Annotated in this window: 11 protein-coding genes; 7 read left to right on the top strand and 4 right to left on the bottom strand. The window is 45.2% G+C overall.

Going from position 1 to position 19,164, the window contains the following annotated elements; genetic code table 11:
• Window positions 1-136: 136 nt before the first annotated feature.
• The 4 genes from A3860_RS15140 to A3860_RS15155 form a co-directional block, all read right to left on the bottom strand.
• Complete coding sequence (locus A3860_RS15140) at window positions 137-964, bottom strand: xylose isomerase (protein ID WP_081147554.1); 828 nt, start codon at window positions 962-964, stop codon at window positions 137-139.
• A complete protein-coding gene (locus A3860_RS15145; protein WP_081147555.1) occupies window positions 951-2,354 on the bottom strand; it encodes a sugar porter family MFS transporter in 1,404 nt (467 codons plus the stop codon). The genes A3860_RS15140 and A3860_RS15145 overlap by 14 nt, the downstream gene beginning before the upstream one ends.
• Window positions 2,355-2,401: 47 nt before the next feature.
• The gene (locus A3860_RS15150) at window positions 2,402-5,071 is read right to left on the bottom strand and encodes an ROK family protein (RefSeq protein WP_081147556.1); all 2,670 of its coding nucleotides are present in this window, start codon (window positions 5,069-5,071) and stop codon (window positions 2,402-2,404) included.
• A gap of 196 nt (window positions 5,072-5,267) precedes the next feature.
• Window positions 5,268-5,999, bottom strand: coding sequence for a GntR family transcriptional regulator (locus A3860_RS15155; protein ID WP_081147557.1), 732 nt, complete (start codon window positions 5,997-5,999; stop codon window positions 5,268-5,270).
• Window positions 6,000-6,145: 146 nt separating this feature from the next.
• On the opposite strand from A3860_RS15155, the gene A3860_RS15160 reads away from it, so the two are divergent.
• The 7 genes from A3860_RS15160 to A3860_RS15190 all read left to right on the top strand — a co-directional run bounded on the left by A3860_RS15160 (window position 6,146) and on the right by A3860_RS15190 (window position 19,133).
• On the top strand, window positions 6,146-8,533 hold the full coding sequence (locus A3860_RS15160) for a GH92 family glycosyl hydrolase (RefSeq protein WP_081147609.1): 2,388 nt from the start codon (window positions 6,146-6,148) through the stop codon (window positions 8,531-8,533).
• A 26-nt stretch (window positions 8,534-8,559) separates the two neighbouring features.
• Window positions 8,560-11,241, top strand: coding sequence for a DUF5054 domain-containing protein (locus tag A3860_RS15165; RefSeq protein ID WP_081147558.1), 2,682 nt, complete (start codon window positions 8,560-8,562; stop codon window positions 11,239-11,241).
• Window positions 11,242-11,276: 35 nt separating this feature from the next.
• A complete protein-coding gene (locus tag A3860_RS15170) occupies window positions 11,277-12,563 on the top strand; it encodes a GH36-type glycosyl hydrolase domain-containing protein (protein ID WP_081147559.1) in 1,287 nt (428 codons plus the stop codon).
• A gap of 37 nt (window positions 12,564-12,600) precedes the next feature.
• Window positions 12,601-15,771, top strand: coding sequence for a GH92 family glycosyl hydrolase (locus A3860_RS15175; RefSeq protein ID WP_081147560.1), 3,171 nt, complete (start codon window positions 12,601-12,603; stop codon window positions 15,769-15,771).
• Between the two features lie 97 nt (window positions 15,772-15,868).
• Window positions 15,869-17,179 (top strand): DUF3472 domain-containing protein, encoded by a 1,311-nt coding sequence (locus A3860_RS15180; RefSeq protein ID WP_081147561.1) that lies wholly within the window; start codon window positions 15,869-15,871, stop codon window positions 17,177-17,179.
• 172 nt (window positions 17,180-17,351) lie between these two features.
• The gene (locus A3860_RS15185; RefSeq protein ID WP_081147562.1) at window positions 17,352-17,939 is read left to right on the top strand and encodes an RNA polymerase sigma factor; all 588 of its coding nucleotides are present in this window, start codon (window positions 17,352-17,354) and stop codon (window positions 17,937-17,939) included.
• Window positions 17,940-18,020: 81 nt separating this feature from the next.
• Complete coding sequence (locus A3860_RS15190; RefSeq protein ID WP_081147563.1) at window positions 18,021-19,133, top strand: FecR family protein; 1,113 nt, start codon at window positions 18,021-18,023, stop codon at window positions 19,131-19,133.
• Window positions 19,134-19,164: the final 31 nt, after the last annotated feature.

Genomic DNA, 19,164 nt, shown 5'->3' on the forward strand with positions numbered 1-19,164 from the left:
CAAATAGGGTTTGTTTAGATCTACAAGCGGTTTTTGCACATAAGGGTCTTTACCTGCAACAAGTACAATGTTGCGCCAGATGGCCCAGCAAGATGGAACTCGCCTGTTTTCTGCATGGTCTACATTGTTTATGGAGTTACTGATAACGCTTTTTTAGCAATCGCATCATGTACACATTGATATCCCATTGGCTCGATAAAGGTTGCTTTGTATAAGGTACAGATGGTATGTACGGCCAGGGGCCAAATTCCGGAGTAATTGTAATGGCGCCTGCGCCGGTATTCTGATGATTGGCAATGATGGCATCCCACCATTGTAAATGTGCATTCAATGCATTTTGCCATTCGGGTGCACGGGGGTCATTCACCTGCGGTCCTTCTTCATACCCAATGCGTGCATGAATGTGAATGGCATGTTTGCAGGCCAACGCGGTTGCTTCTTCCTGATCTTCCAACAAAGTTTCGGCCACTGCACACCAATGCGAAAAATCGGCAGTGACAGGCAGGCCGGGTAATCGTTCTAAAATTAATTTTGAAGTATGTGCTGCAAACAATGCTTTATTGCGATGCGTTTCATGTGCAATAGGGATATTGTATTCTTCCGATAGTTTTTGGGCAAGGTCAAACAGTTCTTTATTCTGTTCAAACGAAAAATAATCCTTCCCGGTTTGCGAATCGATCTTCACCGGTTTTGCCTGTATCAGACTGATCAAATGTTTTTCATAATTGCTTTTATGTTCGGCAAAATCTTTTTCAAATGATTGGTAATACTGGCCTATCAGCAGCAGGTTGTACTTAACAAGTGCATTCGCCTGTTCTTCTCTCTCATTTGCATCAAAAGAAACAGGCGCTTCAATACCATCATATCCTGCTTCTTTTACTTTTCGGCAAAAGGCATCGTAGGTTTCATGTTCCTGCCCCCATCTGGGGCAGAAAAACTGCAAGCTTACATTAGTTGGTTGCATGTCGGCAATCGTTTTGTGCCAGCATTTTTTCAATCTCTTCCAAACTCTTTCCTTTCGTTTCCATCAGTTTACTTTTGGCATAGAAAAATGACAGGATACAGAAAAATGAAAAAATAAAAAATGTAACAGCTATACCCAATCCGTCGCGCAGGATAGGAAATAAAAGGTTTACCAGCCAGTCAGATACCCACATGGTCATAATACAAACAGATAATGCCGTGCCCCGGATGTGGGTTGGAAATATTTCGGTGGAAATGACAAATTTTAAGGGCCCCAGCGAAAGCGCAAAAAACAAAAGAAAGAGAATAATACAGCCCAGCATCAGCCATCCGGTGATGTTCAGCCAAAAACAAAAACCGGTTAGTGCCAGCGCTACTGCCGCGCATATGGAACCATACAGGTATAAGGGACGGCGGCCCCAGCTATCTACTTTCATAATGGCAAAAAATGTAAAAACCGTATTGGCAACCCCCAGGATCACCTGGTAAAACAGTGCGTCGCTGGTAACTATGCCGGCCGATTTCATGATGGTAGGGCCATAAAAAATAACCCCGTTAATACCGCTGAGTTGCGACAACGCCGTAAGTACCATGGCCAGAGCGAGTAATTTGCTTAATGGCAAACGCATCAGTTCGGCAAAACCGCCTTTTTTCTGCGACGCCATTTCCTGGATGGCCTTTAATTCAATGAGCGCATTTTTTTCGCCGGCCGTTTTAGTGAGCACCGCCATCGCTGCCGCTGCCTGTCCGTTTTGTACCAGCCAGCGCGGGCTTTCGGGCACTATCAGCAGTAACAGGGCAAATGTCAGGGCCGGTAGTACGCCCACCAAAAACATCCCACGCCATACGTTTTCAATAAACAACCAGTGAATTAAGCCCTGCCCGCTACCGGTATAGGTTGCCGCGTTCCTTTGTAAAAACAGGTTGCTCAGGTAGGCGCATAATATGCCAATAGTAATGGCCAACTGATAAAAGGTGACCAGTCCGCCGCGTTTATGCGCCGGGGCGATCTCTGAAATGTACAGGGGCGATACATTGGATGCCACGCCTACTGCCATCCCGGCCAGTATTCGAAAGAAGATCAATACTCCATAGGCTGTTGAAAAGGCAAAACCCGCTGCGCTGATCAGGAACAGGAAAGCAGCAATAAACAACACTTTCTTTCTTCCTGTTTTATCACTGAGATAACCTGAAACCGCTACGCCCGCAATACAGCCCAGCAGCGCACAGGAAACAAACAACCCTTCCTGCGAGGAAGATAACCCGTATTGCGTTTTTACGGGTTCAATAATGCCACTCACCACGGCCATATCGAAGCCAAAGAGAAAGCCTCCCAGTGCGGCAATCAGCGTTATAAGCGCAATGAACCGGTTTGTATTTGCCTGTGCCATATACTGTCGTTGTATGTTGATGGTTTTTATGCTTTAATTCATAAGGTTCAACAGTGCTCCGCTTTTACCTGCGCCACTACGAGAAATGCTTTTTCATTGTTGTTGGTGATCACTTCATATGCTCCGGTGGCCGCGGGTATCACAAAAGTTTCGGCAAAATGAAAATGGGAAGTGCCTGTTTTGGCTTTTACCGTAACGCTTTTCCCTTCTACCAGCATACAGATATGGCATTGATCATTGGTATTGATCAGCACGCTTCCTGTAAACTCATAGCGGTGTACGCTGTAAAAATGTTCTTCATGCGTGGGCAATTGTAATCTTCTGCCTCCCGGCCATTCTTCTTCTGTTACCGGGTGCGAGATCAGTTTTTTCGTTACATAATCGCCTTTCCTGTCGAAGTAAAGGTTGTTCATCGCATGTTCAATATTAATAGGGCGGGGTTGGCCGTTGAGGCCGGGGCGCAGCCAGTCATACTTCTTGAAAGTGAAAATATAAGGGGTGCTGCTTATTTCCAGCACCAGGTTGTTTTTGCCTGAAGCGTGTATGGTTCCGTTGGGGATCAGGAACAGATCGTGCTTATGCGCGGGAAACTTTTGTACATATTTTTCAACGTCCATTTCAATGCCGTTCTCCTGCGATTCGATCAATGCGGTCTGGAACGCTGCGGGATCAATGGGGTCCTGGAAGCCGAGATAAACAGCTGCGCCGGGCGCACAATCCAGGATATAATAAGTTTCGTCCTGCGTAAAATTTTCGCCGAAATGTTCTTTGGCATAGGCTGGTCTTGGATGACATTGAACAGATAGATTGCCGCCATTAAATGTGTCGAGGAAATCAAAGCGGATGGGGAACTCTGTGCCAAACCGTTGTGCTGCTTTGCCAAGCAGTTTTTTATTATCCTTGTAAAGCAGAAAATCAAAAGACACTTCCAGCAAATTGTTGGCGCCCTCTATTACAATGCCATTTTCAGGCGTGATCAGTTCAAACGACCAGGCATAGTTTATTTCATCCTGGTTTAGTTGTGGTATGTGCTTTTTCATCCAGTCGCCACCCCACACACCGGCTTCAAACCACGGCCTGGCGCGAAAAGGTTGTTGTACTATCTGGTGCAGGGTGCTCCTGAATGCATCGCCCTCCATCCAGGTAATTTCGGCTATGCGTTGCTCATCAATAATGCAATTTATCTGTGAAAGCAGTTGCGCTTTATGTTTATTAAGCACAGGCCAGTCAACAAAGTAAAAACGTTTGTACATCTGTGAGGGTTCGGCTACGGCATCGGCGCCCAAATTAGTAATGCTGCCCGCCCGCATGCGATACTGGATCTCATTTTTGGGCACTTCTGCATACAGCAACTTTCCTTTGATGCCGGTTAATGCGGCGCCGGTTCCGTAGATAATGCAAATGTCGGCCGATGGGTCGGGCGTGATCAGTTGCAGTTTTTTTTCATCAAAAAAATCAACCAGGTTACCGGTGTACCTTTTCCCAAATACCGGGTCTTCGCCGTTCAGGCTGCCGGCTATCATGGCGAGTATTTCATTAACTGGTTTCAGACAGGTACTTACATCATACCAGAAAACCCTTTTGTTTTTACGGCTTAGCGCTGCCTGCAGCTGCGTTCTGAATGGCTCCCATAATACCCCGCCATAGCCATCAAGGATAACTATTTTTTCTGTAGCTATCTCTGCTGCCAGTGAATCGAATCCTTTGCCAATATTTTTCCCGGATTGAAAGGAAGGGTAGAGGCCATAAATACCTGTATCTATCGTTGAGGCTGTTAGCGGTAAAAGTTCCTGTGAAGTTTTTCGCATTGTCTTTTTACTGTTTGAAAGTGTAGCATTGCCGGCAATAATGGCCGCACCGGTGATGATGCAGGCTTCTGTATCCTCAGTTACTACAATGCTGAGCTTATTGCGCAATTCTCCGAGTGCTTGTTTTAATGCAGGTGCAAACAGAGAAAACGCTTTCGCAATATTTCCACCAATGACCAGCTCGTTGCATTGAAATTTTTGCAGCCAGGGCAGCAGAAAGCGCCCGAGGTTCTTACCTAATTCACCCATTACTGTATTGGCGCTAACGGTACCACTCTCCACTAATTCTTTTACAGAAGAAATACGGGTGCCGGAAATTTGTTTATAGGCATTCAGGATCCACCGGGTAGAAAAACAGTCATCTGCGATGGTATCCAGAAAAGGCTGGTCGAAAAATGCGCCGGACGGGGGAATGTCTGGATGGGTTTGCACTAATTCGCCATTCTGCATAAAGGCAGAGCCCAACCCGGTACCCAATGTTATAAAAACTGTTCGTTTACCCGTTAGCCGGTGCAGCTCACAGGCGCCGGCAGCAAAGCAATGCGCATCATTGGAAAATGTAAATGCTGCGTTGTGCAGACCGGTAAGGTCCTGTACACACTGCCCGATATGCAGGCCAAAGGTTTTCTCAAATTTTCCGCCCACATTGGTGATTGCACTTACACCGTTTTCGTAGTTAAATGGGCCCGGAAAGGCAATGCCAACGGCTTCAATATCCTTTACCTGGGCCGTGAGTTCTTTAATACTATTACTTAATGCAGTAATGATAGCCCAGGCGCTGTCACTGGAATCAAGTGTTATTCTTGTTTTTAAAGATGATTCCCAACCACTGCCGGTATTACCAATAACAGCAGCAGTTATATGACTGCCGCCTACATCTATTCCTATTCTTTTACAATTCGCTGCCATCTGTTTTGGGGCGTTTTTATACTGATCCTTATTGTAAAGATATGTACATATGTTCAAACATATGGTTTAATTGGGTACTGGCCAAAAAATAAATACTTCACCGCAGTGCGATGAAGTATTTATAAAGATTTTATCAGTAAGTTAAAGGGGCAAAAAAACGCGGCTGTTGAGCAGCCTGGTGACCAGGAGCCGGGAGTTATTGGTCTCTTCTGCTTTCTATGGTATACACAAAGCTATCGGCCTTATAATAGCCTAAATTATATTCTATGGGACGTTCCGCCTGGTCAAAAACAAACCTTTTTCTTAGCAGGATGGGGCTGCCCAGGTCGAGTTTTAATTTGCCGGCTAAAAATTTGTCGGCCCCTTTGGCGCTGATCTCTTCTTTGGAAAGATCGGCCACAACATGATAATCCTGTTCCAGAATATCATATAATGGTCTTGTAAAATCTTCCTCGCCTGTAAGGCCGATACGGGGGTGAAAATAAGATACGAAATAAACAAATGGCCCTTCAGGCCGGCCCCTTAGCTTTTCTAATTTTAATACTTTCCTGTTCCCCCTTATATCAAAAAAATTGGATACCACTTCTTCCGGTTTGGCCCAGCTTATTTTGGTCTCAAAATCTTCAATGGGAATGCCCCTAACGGCCATTTCCTGGGAAAAGCTCAACCAGCTCACTGCTTTTGAGCTTACTATATTATTGACTTTAGTCCCAAATCCCTTTTTCCTTACAAGAAGGCCTTCATACACCAGTTTATTGATCGCCTGCCGTAAGGTGCCCCTGGAAATATTCAATTTTTGGGCAAGCTCAATTTCATTGGGCAGGTGCTTGCCTTTTTGATATTGCGGCTGCTTAATGAGCTTTCTAAGCAGTTCCTCCGTTTGAACATGCAGCGGGATGGGGCTCTTATGGTCAATTGTAAACGTCATATGATGCAATATTACCTTTTTTAGGGCAGTTTGGCAGCAGTAAAACCGGTGGGGTGAAAAAAAGTAAAGGAAAATGTAAATTATATGTACATATGTATATACATTTGAAGTGGAATGATTTTATTTGGTCCAATTATATTAAAATCATGATAAAGATTGCCAGGCTGACCTTTCTATCCCTGATCTTGTTTACTTCTGTAACTGTTGCACAGAAGAATAATAATAAGGAGTTTCATCCATCGCAATGGGTCGATCCGCAAATTGGTTCCGTGCATGGCCGGTGGTTTTTTTATACCCCTGCTTCCTTACCTTTTGGCATGGCCAAACTGGCCCCGCATACCAATGCCTGGGGAAGCAAGGGCGGCTGGGAGCCCTGTGGCTACGATGATCGCCATACTTCCATTGAAGGGTTTGGTCATTTTCATGAATTCCAGATCGGTGGCCTGGTGGTTATGCCCATTACCGGCCCGTTACAAACCATTCCTGGTCCGCTGGGAAATCCGGATGCAGGGTATCGTTCCCGTTTCGATAAAAGTGCTGAACACGCTGAGCCGGGCTATTATTCGGTTTTCCTGAAAGACTATGGCGTTAAAGCAGAGCTCACTGCCACCGAAAGAGTAGGGTATCATCGTTATACATTTCCCCAATCGAAGGACGCGCATATTATTTTTGATGTGGGACACCGCCAGGGCGAAAGCAGTGAGGTAACGGCGGCCTTTATCCGATTATCAGGGAAAAAAGAACTGGAAGGTTCCATTGAAACCTATCCCGAATACCTGAAGTTTTGCGACCCGGGCAAAAGGGTGAAAATGTATTTTGTAATTCAGCTAAACAAAGAACCCCGGTCGTACGGAACGTTTATTGATTCCATGGCCTCACTCAATAAAAGCGAATCAAAAGGAATTAATAATGGGATGTTTGTAACTTTCTCAACTGCCAGAAATGAAGTGATTGAAATGCATGTTGGGCTTTCTTACACCAGCATCGCCAATGCCAGAAAGAACCTGGAGGCTGAATCGGCTGGGAAGGATTTTGACCTGGTGAGAACAGCGGCCCGCACCCAATGGAATGAAAAGCTGGGCCGCATTAAAGTGGAAGGAAAGGACAGTATCGACAAAGTGAAATTTTACACCGGGCTTTATCATGCACTTTTGGGAAGGGGGCTGGCCAGTGATGGTAACGGACAATACCCAAAGAACGATGGTGGTATTGGCCAGATCCCATTGAACAAAAACGGGAAGCCTGCATACAATCATTATAATACCGATGGCATATGGGGTGCATGCTGGAACCTTGGCCAGTTGTGGGCATTGGTGTATCCGGAATATCAAAGTGAATACATGCGGTCGAACCTTGATTTTGCACAGGAAACCGGTTGGCTGCACGATGGGGTGGCCGCAGGCGCCCATGCAAACGGCGTATCAACTAATTTTTTCGGCTTTATGCTGGCGGCCACTTATAACTGCGGCATCAGGGATTTTGATGTGAACAGTGCCTATGCGGCTGCTTACAAAAATGAGACCGGGTACAGTAACAGGCCATTTGGTTCGGGTAAATACGATTTGCATTACCTGGTAAATAACGGCTATATCCCGTCAAAAGATACCACTTTGTCTAACGGTTGGGTTTTTAACTTCGGCGCCTCCCATACGCTTGAATTTTGCTTTAATTCCTATGCCGTTGCACAATTTGCCAAAGCGCTTGGAAAACAGGACGACTGTAACCGCCTTACAAAACAGGCGGCCTGTTGGAAAAACCTGTTCGATAAAAAAACAAAGTATATACGCCCCCGGTATGAGAATGGAACGTTTATAGAAAACTTTGATCCCATGCAGGCCTGGCGGGGATTCCAGGAAGGAAATGCGGTTCAATATACCTGGTATGTGCCGCAGGATGTGGCGGGGTTGATGCAGCTGTTGGGTAAAGACACTTTTAATGCGCGGTTAGAGAATACCTTTAATGAAAGCCGGAAATCAACCTTTGGCGGCGGTAAAGAAATAAACAGTTTTTCCGGATTGGAAAAATTATATAACCACGGCAACCAGCCCTGTTTACATCAATCGTGGCTGTTCAATTATTCGGGCAAACCATGGCTTACACAAAAATGGACCCGCGCTATTTGTGATGAATTTTATGGGGCTGATCCTTTGCATGGGTATGGCTTCGGTCAGGATGAAGACCAGGGACAACTGGGCGCCTGGTATGTAATGGCCGCTATGGGATTGTTTGATGTACAGGGGCATGCCGCCACGGACCCCACCTTCCAGTTTGGCAGTCCCCTGTTCGATAGAGTGACGATAAAACTGCATCCAAAATATTATACAGGCAAAACCCTGGTTATAGAAGCCAGGAACAACACGAAGCAGCATGTATATATTCAATCGGTATCCTTTAATGAAAAGAAAGGGAACAATTGCTGGATAAACCGGAAAGAACTTACCGGAGGAGGTGTTTTGCGTTTTGAAATGGGACCGCAGCCAGATACTTCATTTGGGATTACGGTGCCCCCGCCTTCGATGAGCACCGGCCAATAGATTGCTTAATAACAAATTTAATTGTAATGCCAGGAGTGAAAAAAGTAGTGCTCTTCTTTATGGTATTATCCATAACAGGAGCACATGCCCAACCGCCAAAAGAAAATAAGAATACCAACGCTAAAGTAACCGATATATGGGTGGTGTTTAAAACCCACTTTGATCTTGGCTATACCGATCTGCCCGAAAACGTGTTTAAACGTTACCGGGAAGAAATGATGGATAATGCCTTAAAGGTTATTGAGAACAATGCAACGTTACCACCCGAAAAACATTTTGCGTGGACGGTTTCAGGTTGGCCTTTACAGGCCCAGATCCTCGGCCCCCAACAAACGCCCGAACGCAAGGCAAGGATTGAAAAAGCGATCAGATCAGGCGCGTTGGCAGTGCATGGCCTTCCTTTTACAACACATACAGAATCGTTAGACTATGAAGACCTGGTACGCGGGATGGGTTTTTCTTCAACCGTTGCAAGAAAATACAGACTCCCGTTGCCCATCAGTGCAAAAATGACGGATGTGCCCAGCCATTCATGGATCATGCCCTCTTTACTAAAGCAGGCGGGCATCCGCTTTTTGCAATTGGGTTGTAACGACGCCAGCCAGTATCCCCGTTTTCCCGAACTGTTTTGGTGGGAAGGCGCCGATGGGTCGAAAGTACTCTGCAACTATACGGTATCGTATGGTTCCGGTATAAAACCAACCCCCAACTGGCCCTGCAAAAATTATCTGGCGATGCAAATGACAGGCGACAATCATGGTCCGCCCACCTCACAGGAGTTAGATAAGCTCCTGGCTTATGCCGCAAAGGAATTGCCCGGGGTGAAAGTACATTTTGGAACGCTTGATGACTTTGCCAAAGCTGTTTTGGCTGAGGGGCCCGATCTGCCAACTGTTAAAGGCGATTGTCCTGATACCTGGATCCATGGATTACAATCCAATCCGCAAGAAACAAAAATTGCAAGGAATATCCGCCCCCTTGAATCAGCGTTAGATGGCCTGCACACGCAAATGAAAGGGTGGGGCATAGGAGTTGCGCCTATTGCGGCAGAGCTGGCAAAAGCTTATGAGCAAAGTCTTTTGTATGGCGAGCATACCTGGGGAATGAATTCTGCTTTTGGCCCCCGCAATAGTTATGGCGATGACTGGAAAAAATGGATGGAGGAAGCAGCTGCAGAACCATTGCCTGAAAATGGCAATTATGCCCAACTGAAAAATGGGGATGCACATAACACCGCAACAGGAAGCAAAAGAAAATGGCTTCGTTCTTACGACGATAAACGGCAATACATTCTTACAGCAAAGGATATTGTAAGTAAAGAATTAAATGAACACCTCAACTTACTGGCGTCGTCCCTGCATATAAAAGGGAAACGCCTTGTTGTATATAATCCACTGCCCTGGAAAAGATCGGGGATCATTGAAAACCCCTGGGAAAAAGGAAGCTATTTCTTTGTGAAGGATGTGGCTGCCTCGGGTTACAGTAGTTATACCATCGATGAGTTAAAAGCACCTGATATTACCCATGATGAACAACCTGTCTTCAGCACCCCATATTTTAAAATAGCATTTGATTTAACAAAGGGCGGCATTGTTTCCTTAATTGAAAGATCAACAGGACGTGAGTTGGTTGATCAATCATCCCCGTATGTAATAGGCCAGTTTTTGCATGAGCGCTTCAGCAAAAATGAAGTGGATAGATTTTTTAATGCCTACCCCAGGATAAAAGAAGGCTGGGGGTTGAACGATTTTGGTAAACCCGGAATGCCCAATGCCCAGGAAGCGCCTTATGTAAGTTTTACGCCCAATGCCTGGAAAATTAACGTGGCCCATTCGGCTGTTGCAGACATAGCTACCTTAACAGCGGTGGAAACAAATGGTTATGCCAAAGGATATACCCTAACGTTTACGTTCCCCCGGAATGCGGCGTATGTTGATGTTGAATGGGGGGTAGATTCAAAAACGGCCGAGAAACAACCGGAAGGCGGCTGGCTTTGTTTTCCATTCAAAGTAGAGAACCCAACTTTTACAATAGGCCGCCTCGGCGGCCCTGTTAATCCGGCTACAGATATTATACCGGGTACCAACCGGCACCTGATGGCAGTGGCTACAGGGGTGTCAATTACACAAGCCGATCAGTCGGGCGCAGCACTCACGTCAATGGATGCTCCCCTGATAAGTTTGGGCGAACCGGGCTTATGGAGATTCTCGATGGATTATGTGCCAACGAAAGCATCGGTGTTCGTGAATCTTTACAACAATATGTGGAACACCAATTTTGCTTTGTGGCAGGATGGTTCATGGAGTGAAAGCGTGCGCATATGGCCGGTTGGTAAGCAAACACAAACTGTAGCCAACCTGGTTCAGTATGGCTGGGAAACCCGTTTGCCATTATTGACAGGAAAGGCGGAAGGTGAGCCCGGACGGTTGCCCGTTAGTAAGACAGGTATTTCTGTTTCCAGACCGGGCGTATTAATAACAGCATTCGGCGATAATCCTGATGGCGACGGAACAATTCTGCGTTTGTGGGAGCAAGCCGGTAGTACTGGTAACTGCATAGTAAGTTTGGGTAAAGAAAGTAAAGTAAAAGCCGTGGTGCCAATTGATTTGCGTGGAAATAAGACCGGGAATAAAATTTTGGTAAAGAACGGCGTATTCAATTTTAACCTGGGCAAATATGCACCTGCTTCCTTCCTGCTTGTTTATTGAGATAATAAAACTTGATTATAACGAATACACATAAAATGAAAAAGGGTTATTCATTGTTATTACTGCTTATTGTTTTTGCGGCTGCAGCACAGGAAAAAAATGCAGGTAACAAAATACTTGTTGAAAAAATAAAGAGCAATCAATATTTCCCGCTGGTAAAGGCCAAAGCGCTGGAAGTAATGAAAACCGGTTTTAATGCCGGTGATGGTTATCGCGAAGTGTGGATCCGCGATTACAATACATTTATAGAGCTGGCGGCACAGGTTTATCCAAAAGAAGTGTTGAAAGAAAACCTGCTGGTTTTTTTCAGAATGCAGGGCGATGACGGAAATATCATAGACGGGTTTACGCCCGCGGAAAAAATTGGCGCCGTGAATTATGATTTTTCCTATTCAAAGCTGGAGCCTCGTTATGCCGGGCATAAGAATACTGTGGAAACCGACCAGGAAACCTCGTTGGTACAGGCGGTGTATAAATACATTCAGCTCACCGGCGATAAAACAATTTTATCGGAAAAGGTAGGCGATAAAACCGTAAGCGAAAGATTGAAGTGGGCCATGGAATTTTTGATGAAGTACCGGTTTAACGGTAAATATGGTTTGTTGATTGGCGCTACCACGGCCGACTGGGGCGATGTGCAACCCGAGCATGGCTGGGGTGTTGACCTTGACAGCAATACGCACCCCGCTATTGATATTTATGACAATGCCATGTTTGTTGTTGCTTTGAATAATTTGATGAGCATGGACCCTGCTGCAAAACAGCAATGGAACAAGGTAAAAAACAATGTTGCCAGTAACTGCAGAAAGTATCTGTGGGATAAGCAGCAGCAAAAATTTATTCCGCATATCTACCTGAAAGGATCTCCTTTTCCGGCTGGTTTTGATGAGAACAGGATCTATTATTTCGGCGGCACAGCGGTTGCCATTGAAGCCGGGCTGTTAAACCGGGAGGAAGTAAAAGCCTCGTTGAACGAAATGATCAAAAGGGTTAAGCAGGCAGGTGCGGCTTCCATTGGCCTCACCCTGTATCCACCTTATCCCAAAGGGTATTTTGTAAATAAGATCATGAACCCCGTATATAGTTACCAGAATGGCGGCGACTGGACGTGGTTTGGGGCCCGAATGATTCAGCAGTTGATCAAATATGGGTTTGCAACAGAAGCGTACGAGCAATTACAACCCATGGTAAAACGCGTAAAGGACAACAATGGATTTTATGAATGGTACTCGGTCGATAACAAGCCCCGTGGCTCAGGTACATTCAGAGGCGAAGCGGGTGTTTTATATACAGCTATTGTGATGCTGGAAAGTTTGAAGTAGCAAAGCACGCTTATTGGCAACTGGTAAATTTTATTCTATGAAACGAATACTATATTTCAGCTTATTGTTTCAATGCGCCTGGTCCCAGAGGGGTTTTGCGCAGGAGACAATTTGGAAAATAGGAAAAGCCGATAACTCGGCCAAAGAGTTTGCGTTGGCCCCCGATAAATTCAGGGATTTTGTGAAGCATGATTTTGGCTATGAGGACAAATATTTTTTAATCGGGTATTCAAAAGAAGAAAACAACTTTCCTTATGTGCTGCCGGGACCAGTTGATACCTGGGGCGGTACCTGGCCTACTTCAGGCTGGCGCACGAATCAAATAAATATATTATTTGGAATAGAAAGCCTGCCGGCAAATGGGTCGTATAAATTGCTTATTAAGCTGGCCGATTATGCGAAGAAGTTCCTGCCTTTGATAAAAGTGGTCATTAATGGCCAGGAGGAAACGTTTCAATTAACAGCGCCCGGTTATGAGGTAAAAACGCAACCCACCCCCCGGCTGAACGAACCATTTGTTGACACGGCCTCCATTACCGGGCACCTGGCCGCTGCAATCGCGAAGACAATTGAAATTCCCATTAAGCCTGGGGTGCTCACAAAAGGCGGTAATAAGGTTACGATAACCGTATTACAAGGTTCCTGGATACTCTTTGACCAGGTTCAGTTAACTGGCCCCAACTGTAAATTAGCAGTACCGGAGAAGGTCTTTGTTTGTAATGTTGAACCGGCAAATTATACGTTGGAAAAAGCCGGTAAGGAAATACAGCCGCTATTGGTGAACGTAGAACATTTGAGCGGAAGACCAAAGTTGACCGTTGAATTAGATGGCAGGAATGTATTTGACGAAATGGTGGAGGAGGGGAGTTACGTATTTGAAGTGCCCATGGCTGCTGTTGCTGCACCTACGCAAAGCAGGTATACCATTTTTGCCGATGGTAAGGTGGTTGACGAAGGAGTGGTTAACCGGTCAGTACAAAAACGGCAAACCCCGGCCGATTATATTGATACCCGCATGGGTACAGCCCATTCGCGCTGGATGATTGCGCCCGGCCCATGGATGCCGTTTAGTATGGTTAAATTGAGCCCCGACAATCAAAATGCCGGTTGGCAGGCCGGGTACGAACCTGCTTATGAAAGTATAGGAACATTCAGTTATATTCATGAATGGACGTTGGGCGGGTTAGGGATCTTTCCAACAAATGGGAAGTTGAAAACAACTATGGGTGATGAATTAGGCCGGGTTCCGGGCTACCGGTCAAAAATAGATAAGCAATCGGAAGAAGCGCCCATTGGTTATTATAAAGTATTGCTGACCGATTATAACATCAAAGCCGAACTTACGTCAACTACCCGTTGCGGTTTTCAACGATTTACTTTTCCTGATAACAGCGATAGTTCCAGGATTCTAGTTGACCTGCACATCCCAACAGAGTATGATTACCAGTTAAAAAAAGTTTTTATCCGCAAAACAGGGAACAACCGGATAGAGGGATTCTCGAATCAACTTTCGCCCCAGGTGTGGAGCAATGACGCCGGGCAGGATTATACCGTAAACTTTGTCATTGAGTTCGACCAACCCATACAACGAATGGGCCGTTGGATAAATGGAGAAATTAAATATGAAGACATCGTTGATGTAAAGGATATAAAGGATGCCGGCATTTTTTTAGAATTTGATACGAAGACAAATCCTGTTGTGCAGCTTCGCACCGGCATCTCCCTGGTAAGCATTGCCAATGCCGGGGAAAATCTGGAAACAGAAATAATCCGCCCTTTCAATTGGGATTTTGATGCAGTTAGAAATAATCAAAAACAGGTTTGGAACGACATCCTCAACCGGGTTGCGATCACCACGGTAAACCGGCTCGATAAAATTCGTTTTTACAACGCCATGTACCGGTCGGTTTGCAGTAGAAATACCTGGAGTGATGTAAATGGCGAATGGAAAGGAACGGATGGCGCCATTCAGCAATTGAAAGGAAAAGACGAGGTGGCGTTAGGCTGCGATGCTTTTTGGAATACCTTCTGGAATTTAAATCAGTTCTGGAACCTGGTAACACCCGAATGGAGCAGCAGGTGGGTACGATCTCAACTGGCCATGTATGATGCCTATGGCTGGTTAGCCAAGGGACCGGCGGGTATGAACTATATTCCTGTGATGGTGGCAGAACATGAAATTCCCATGATGGTGAGCGCTTATCAAATGGGCATAACAGGGTTCGATCCTAAAAAACTGTTGAACGCATCGCTTAAAATGCAAACTACCCCGGCACAAAAAGTATTTACCGGTTTTGCCGGCAACCGTGACCTTACTGCCTACCTGCAATATCACTACGTGCCTTCCGATAAAGGCCGTTTCTCCAATACAATGGAATATTCTTATGACGATTGGTGTGTGGGCCAGCTGGCAAGATCGATCGGCGATTCAGCGGTATATAAAACCTATAACGGCAGGGGGTATTGGTGGAAGAACGCTATTGATAAAGCAGGCTATTGCCATATGAAATTAAGCAACGGCGAGTTTACAAAGAACTTCAATCCTTTCCGTAGCGGCGCCAATGAACATTATGTAGAAGGAAATGCCTGGCAACTTACTTTCTTTGTTCCGCAGGATGTGCCGGCATTGACCCGCCTGATTGGTAAAGATGAATTTGCAAAAAGGCTTGATTGGGGATTCACGCAAAGTGAACCCTGGCGATACAATGGAATGAACGACCAGTATTGGGATTATCCGGTTATGCAGGGTAATCAACAGTCCATGCATTTTGCTTTTCTCTTTAACTGGGCCGGCAAACCCTGGTTAACACAAAAATGGAGCCGTTCAGTTGTGGAACGTTATTACGGCAAAGGCATCGCCAATGCCTATCTCGGCGATGAGGACCAGGGCCAAATGAGTGGCTGGCTGGTGATGGCTTCCATGGGTCTGTTCCAAACAGATGGCGGCTGCAGCGTAAACCCCATCTATGAAATTGGAAGTCCGTTGTACGAAAGGGTGGAGATCAACCTGGGAAAACAATATGGACGGGGAGAGCAGTTTATTATTGTAGCGCACAACGCAAGCCGGCGTAATAAATATGTGCAAAAGGCCACGCTGAATGGTAAACCCCTGCACACATTTTATTTCCCCGCCAGTGAACTCCTGAAGGGCGGTGAATTACAATTGGAAATGGGGCCTGAACCAAATTATAATTGGGGAAAGAATTAAGTCATTGATAGCAAAAATAGCATCAGAAATTATCAAAATTGTGGTGGTTTCAACTTGTAGTCAACACGAGATTTGCTCTCCTGCCAATCGGGACTATATGCATACGCCAACCATAACGATGAATTGTAAGAAATTTAGCGGCTTTATTATTCTTTGTTTTTTTCTAAATATCCCTGCCTTTGCTGAAAATGATTCTGCTTTAATTCTTCCCATAGCCGGTAATACCTGGGCGCGGGGCAATACAGGTGGTGTAGACGTTATTACCGATGCAGGCATTGAAAACTGGAAAAATGCCGCCACCCAATTCGATACGTATGTGCGCATTGATCACCCGGGATCAATAAAGCTCAGGATCAAAGCTAAAACAGAAGGGGAATGCCAGCTGCGTATTGCTATTAAAGATAAATTCAACCCGGTAGTGATCAGGGGCAATGAATTTCAACTCTATGATGCGGGTACCTGGCAAATAAAAGATACCGGTTATATCAGGATCACGCTTAGTGGTGTTTCAACAACCGGTAAACAGATAGCCGATGTAAGCGATTATGAAATAAGTGGCTCTGCCACCAGGTCAGGAGTAAACTTTGTAAGATCAAATGAAGGCAACTTTCATTATTGGGGGCGCAGAGGGCCTTCGGTACACCTCAGCTATCCGTTCGACGAAAGCATTAACGCGCAATGGTTTTATAATGAAGTAACCGTTCCCGCAAAACAGGATGTCATTGGCTCCTATTTTATGAGCATTGGTTTTGGTGAAGGTTATTTTGGAATACAGGTGAACTCAGCCACAGAGCGAAGAGTGCTATTTTCAGTATGGAGCCCTTATAGCACCGATGATCCTAAAAGCATTCCGCAAAATATGCGGATCGAAATGCTAAGGAAAGGCAGCGATGTTCATACCGGTGAATTTGGCAGTGAAGGTTCTGGCGGACAAAGCTATCTGCGTTACAACTGGAAAGCAGGTACAACTTATAAATTCTTATTGAAGGGGGAACCGGATGGCAATAATAACACGGTATATACCGCCTGGTTTTTTGCTCCTGAAAAAAGCGAATGGATGCTGATCGCTTCCTTCAAACGGCCCCAGACAAATACTTACTTAAAGCATTTCCATTCTTTTTTGGAAAACTTTATTCCGGAACAGGGTAATATAGAAAGACAGGTGTTGTTCGGCAATCAGTGGACCGGTGATGCGAATGGAAACTGGATAGAACTTACAAAAAGCATTTTTACCTACGACAATACCGCAGCAAAAGGATACCGCATGGATTATGCAGGCGGTGTTTTAAACGGTAATTTTTATTTAAGAAACTGCGGATTCTTTAATCAGCATACACCTTTAAGATCCGGGTTCACCCGCACAAAGCGAAATAGTAAACCTGTCATCGACCTGGAGAAACTGCCTTAGGGCGCAGTAAAATTCATGCAAACGGTTGCGGAATAAACGCATTACTGAAAGTGGTATATTTGAAACAGATCATTGCTTTTAATCATAAACCCCGGAAGAAAGCTTCTTATCCATTTACTCAAAAGATCATAGTTAAATGCGCCGTTTATTATTTAATTAGTAGCGAGTGAATATGATTTGCCTGCATAATGAAAAGGAACTGCTGAAAAATGTAGCGGAAGGTAACCAGGCTTCATTTGGTATTATCTATGAAGCTTATCACGATGCCCTTTGCCAGTTTGTGCAGAAATACGTCAAAGCAACAGACCTGGCCAGTGATCTTGTACAGGATGTATTTGCCCATATCTGGGTTAAACGGGTTGATTTACCGGCTGTTGATTCTTTCGGCGCTTATATTTTCACTTCCGTTCGCAATCATACACTTAATTTTTTAAAAAAGGCTTCCCGGGAAAATACCCTGAAAGCAGCGATACTGCATAATTATCAACCGGCAGTAGGAAATGCCGATTATCATTTGCTGGCAAGTGAGTACAGGCAGTTCATACAGGATATTCTTAACACCCTTCCGCCACAAACACGCACCGTTTTTCAGCTTTGCCGGGAAGAAGGCATGTCGTACGACGAAGCGGCCAGCCATCTCGGCATTTCACGCAATGCAGTGAAAAAACATATGGTGCGCTCACTCAAATTATTCCGCGAGAAACTGCATTCCGATCCGCATTCAGCTTTGCTGTTGTTACTATTCTTTATTAAGTCCTGAATTTATTTCAAAAAAAAATTATAAAAGGGGTACCCTGCTTTCAGTAGAAGGTTGTCATCATGGTATATTAAATAATTGTTAATGGAAGAAAATTCCCCTTATTATAAGGAATTGATCCGCCGGTACAGAGATAGTAAGGCGACTGAAGAAGAGCTGGAAGTTTTTTTTCATTTATTGAGCGAGGGTACTATCAACCAGGAGTTGGAAGACGTAATGAATGAGGATATGCCAGGGGAAGAAAGAACGGTTCATCGCATCCCTTTTTATAAACTCACGGCTGTACGGGTGGCGGCCGCTGTGCTGCTGATACTGGCTACGGCTGGTGGTTACTGGCTTTCGAAAAAAAGACGGGAGTCTCCATTACTTTCAGATAACAAGCCGCTTATAAAGCATGATCTGCCACCCGGCGGAAACAAGGCTATCCTGGAGTTGGCCGATGGTTCTTCCATTGTGCTCGACAGCGCCTCAAATGGTACCCTCTCGCGGCAGGGCGCCACAGAAATTTCAAAGAAAGATGGCATGCTGGCTTATAACCAGGCTGGAAAAAAGCAGGGTGAAATTCTTTTCAACACAATAAAAACACCAAGAGGCGGGCAGTACCAACTTAAATTGGCAGATGGTACGAAGGTTTGGCTGAACGCCGCATCTTCTCTCCGTTTCCCCGCAGCCTTTTCAGGTAACGTAAGAAAAGTGGAACTAACCGGCGAGGCCTATTTTGAAGTGGCGAAGAATGCCAAAATGCCTTTTATTGTACAGGAAGGCGGAATGAGTGTGCAGGTACTGGGTACTCATTTTAATGTGAATGGTTATGATGATGAAGATGCAGTGAGAACCACCTTACTCGAAGGCTCGGTAAAAGTTTCGAAAGGTGGCGCCTCAGTTATGTTAAAGCCTGGAGAACAGACATCCGTATCCCATACATCCCAACTGTCCCAACCCATCCCGGTTCAGACAGATGAGGTAATGGCCTGGAAAAACGGCCTGTTCTATTTCAATGGCGAAAATATAGCCGTTATCATGCGGCAATTAGCCCGGTGGTACGATTTCGACGTAACGTATGAAAAGCCGGTAAAGGAGAAGTTCTATGTGAAAATAAACAGGAACACCAACGTTTCCAATGTTTTTAAAATACTGGAAACAACAGGCGGTGCGCATTTTAAAATTGAAGGAAAGAAGATCACGGTAATGCCGTAAACATAGTGGTTGCTCCAAAAGAAAGCTGGAG

This window comes from Niastella vici (assembly GCF_002077945.1).
GTDB lineage: Bacteria > Bacteroidota > Bacteroidia > Chitinophagales > Chitinophagaceae > Niastella > Niastella vici.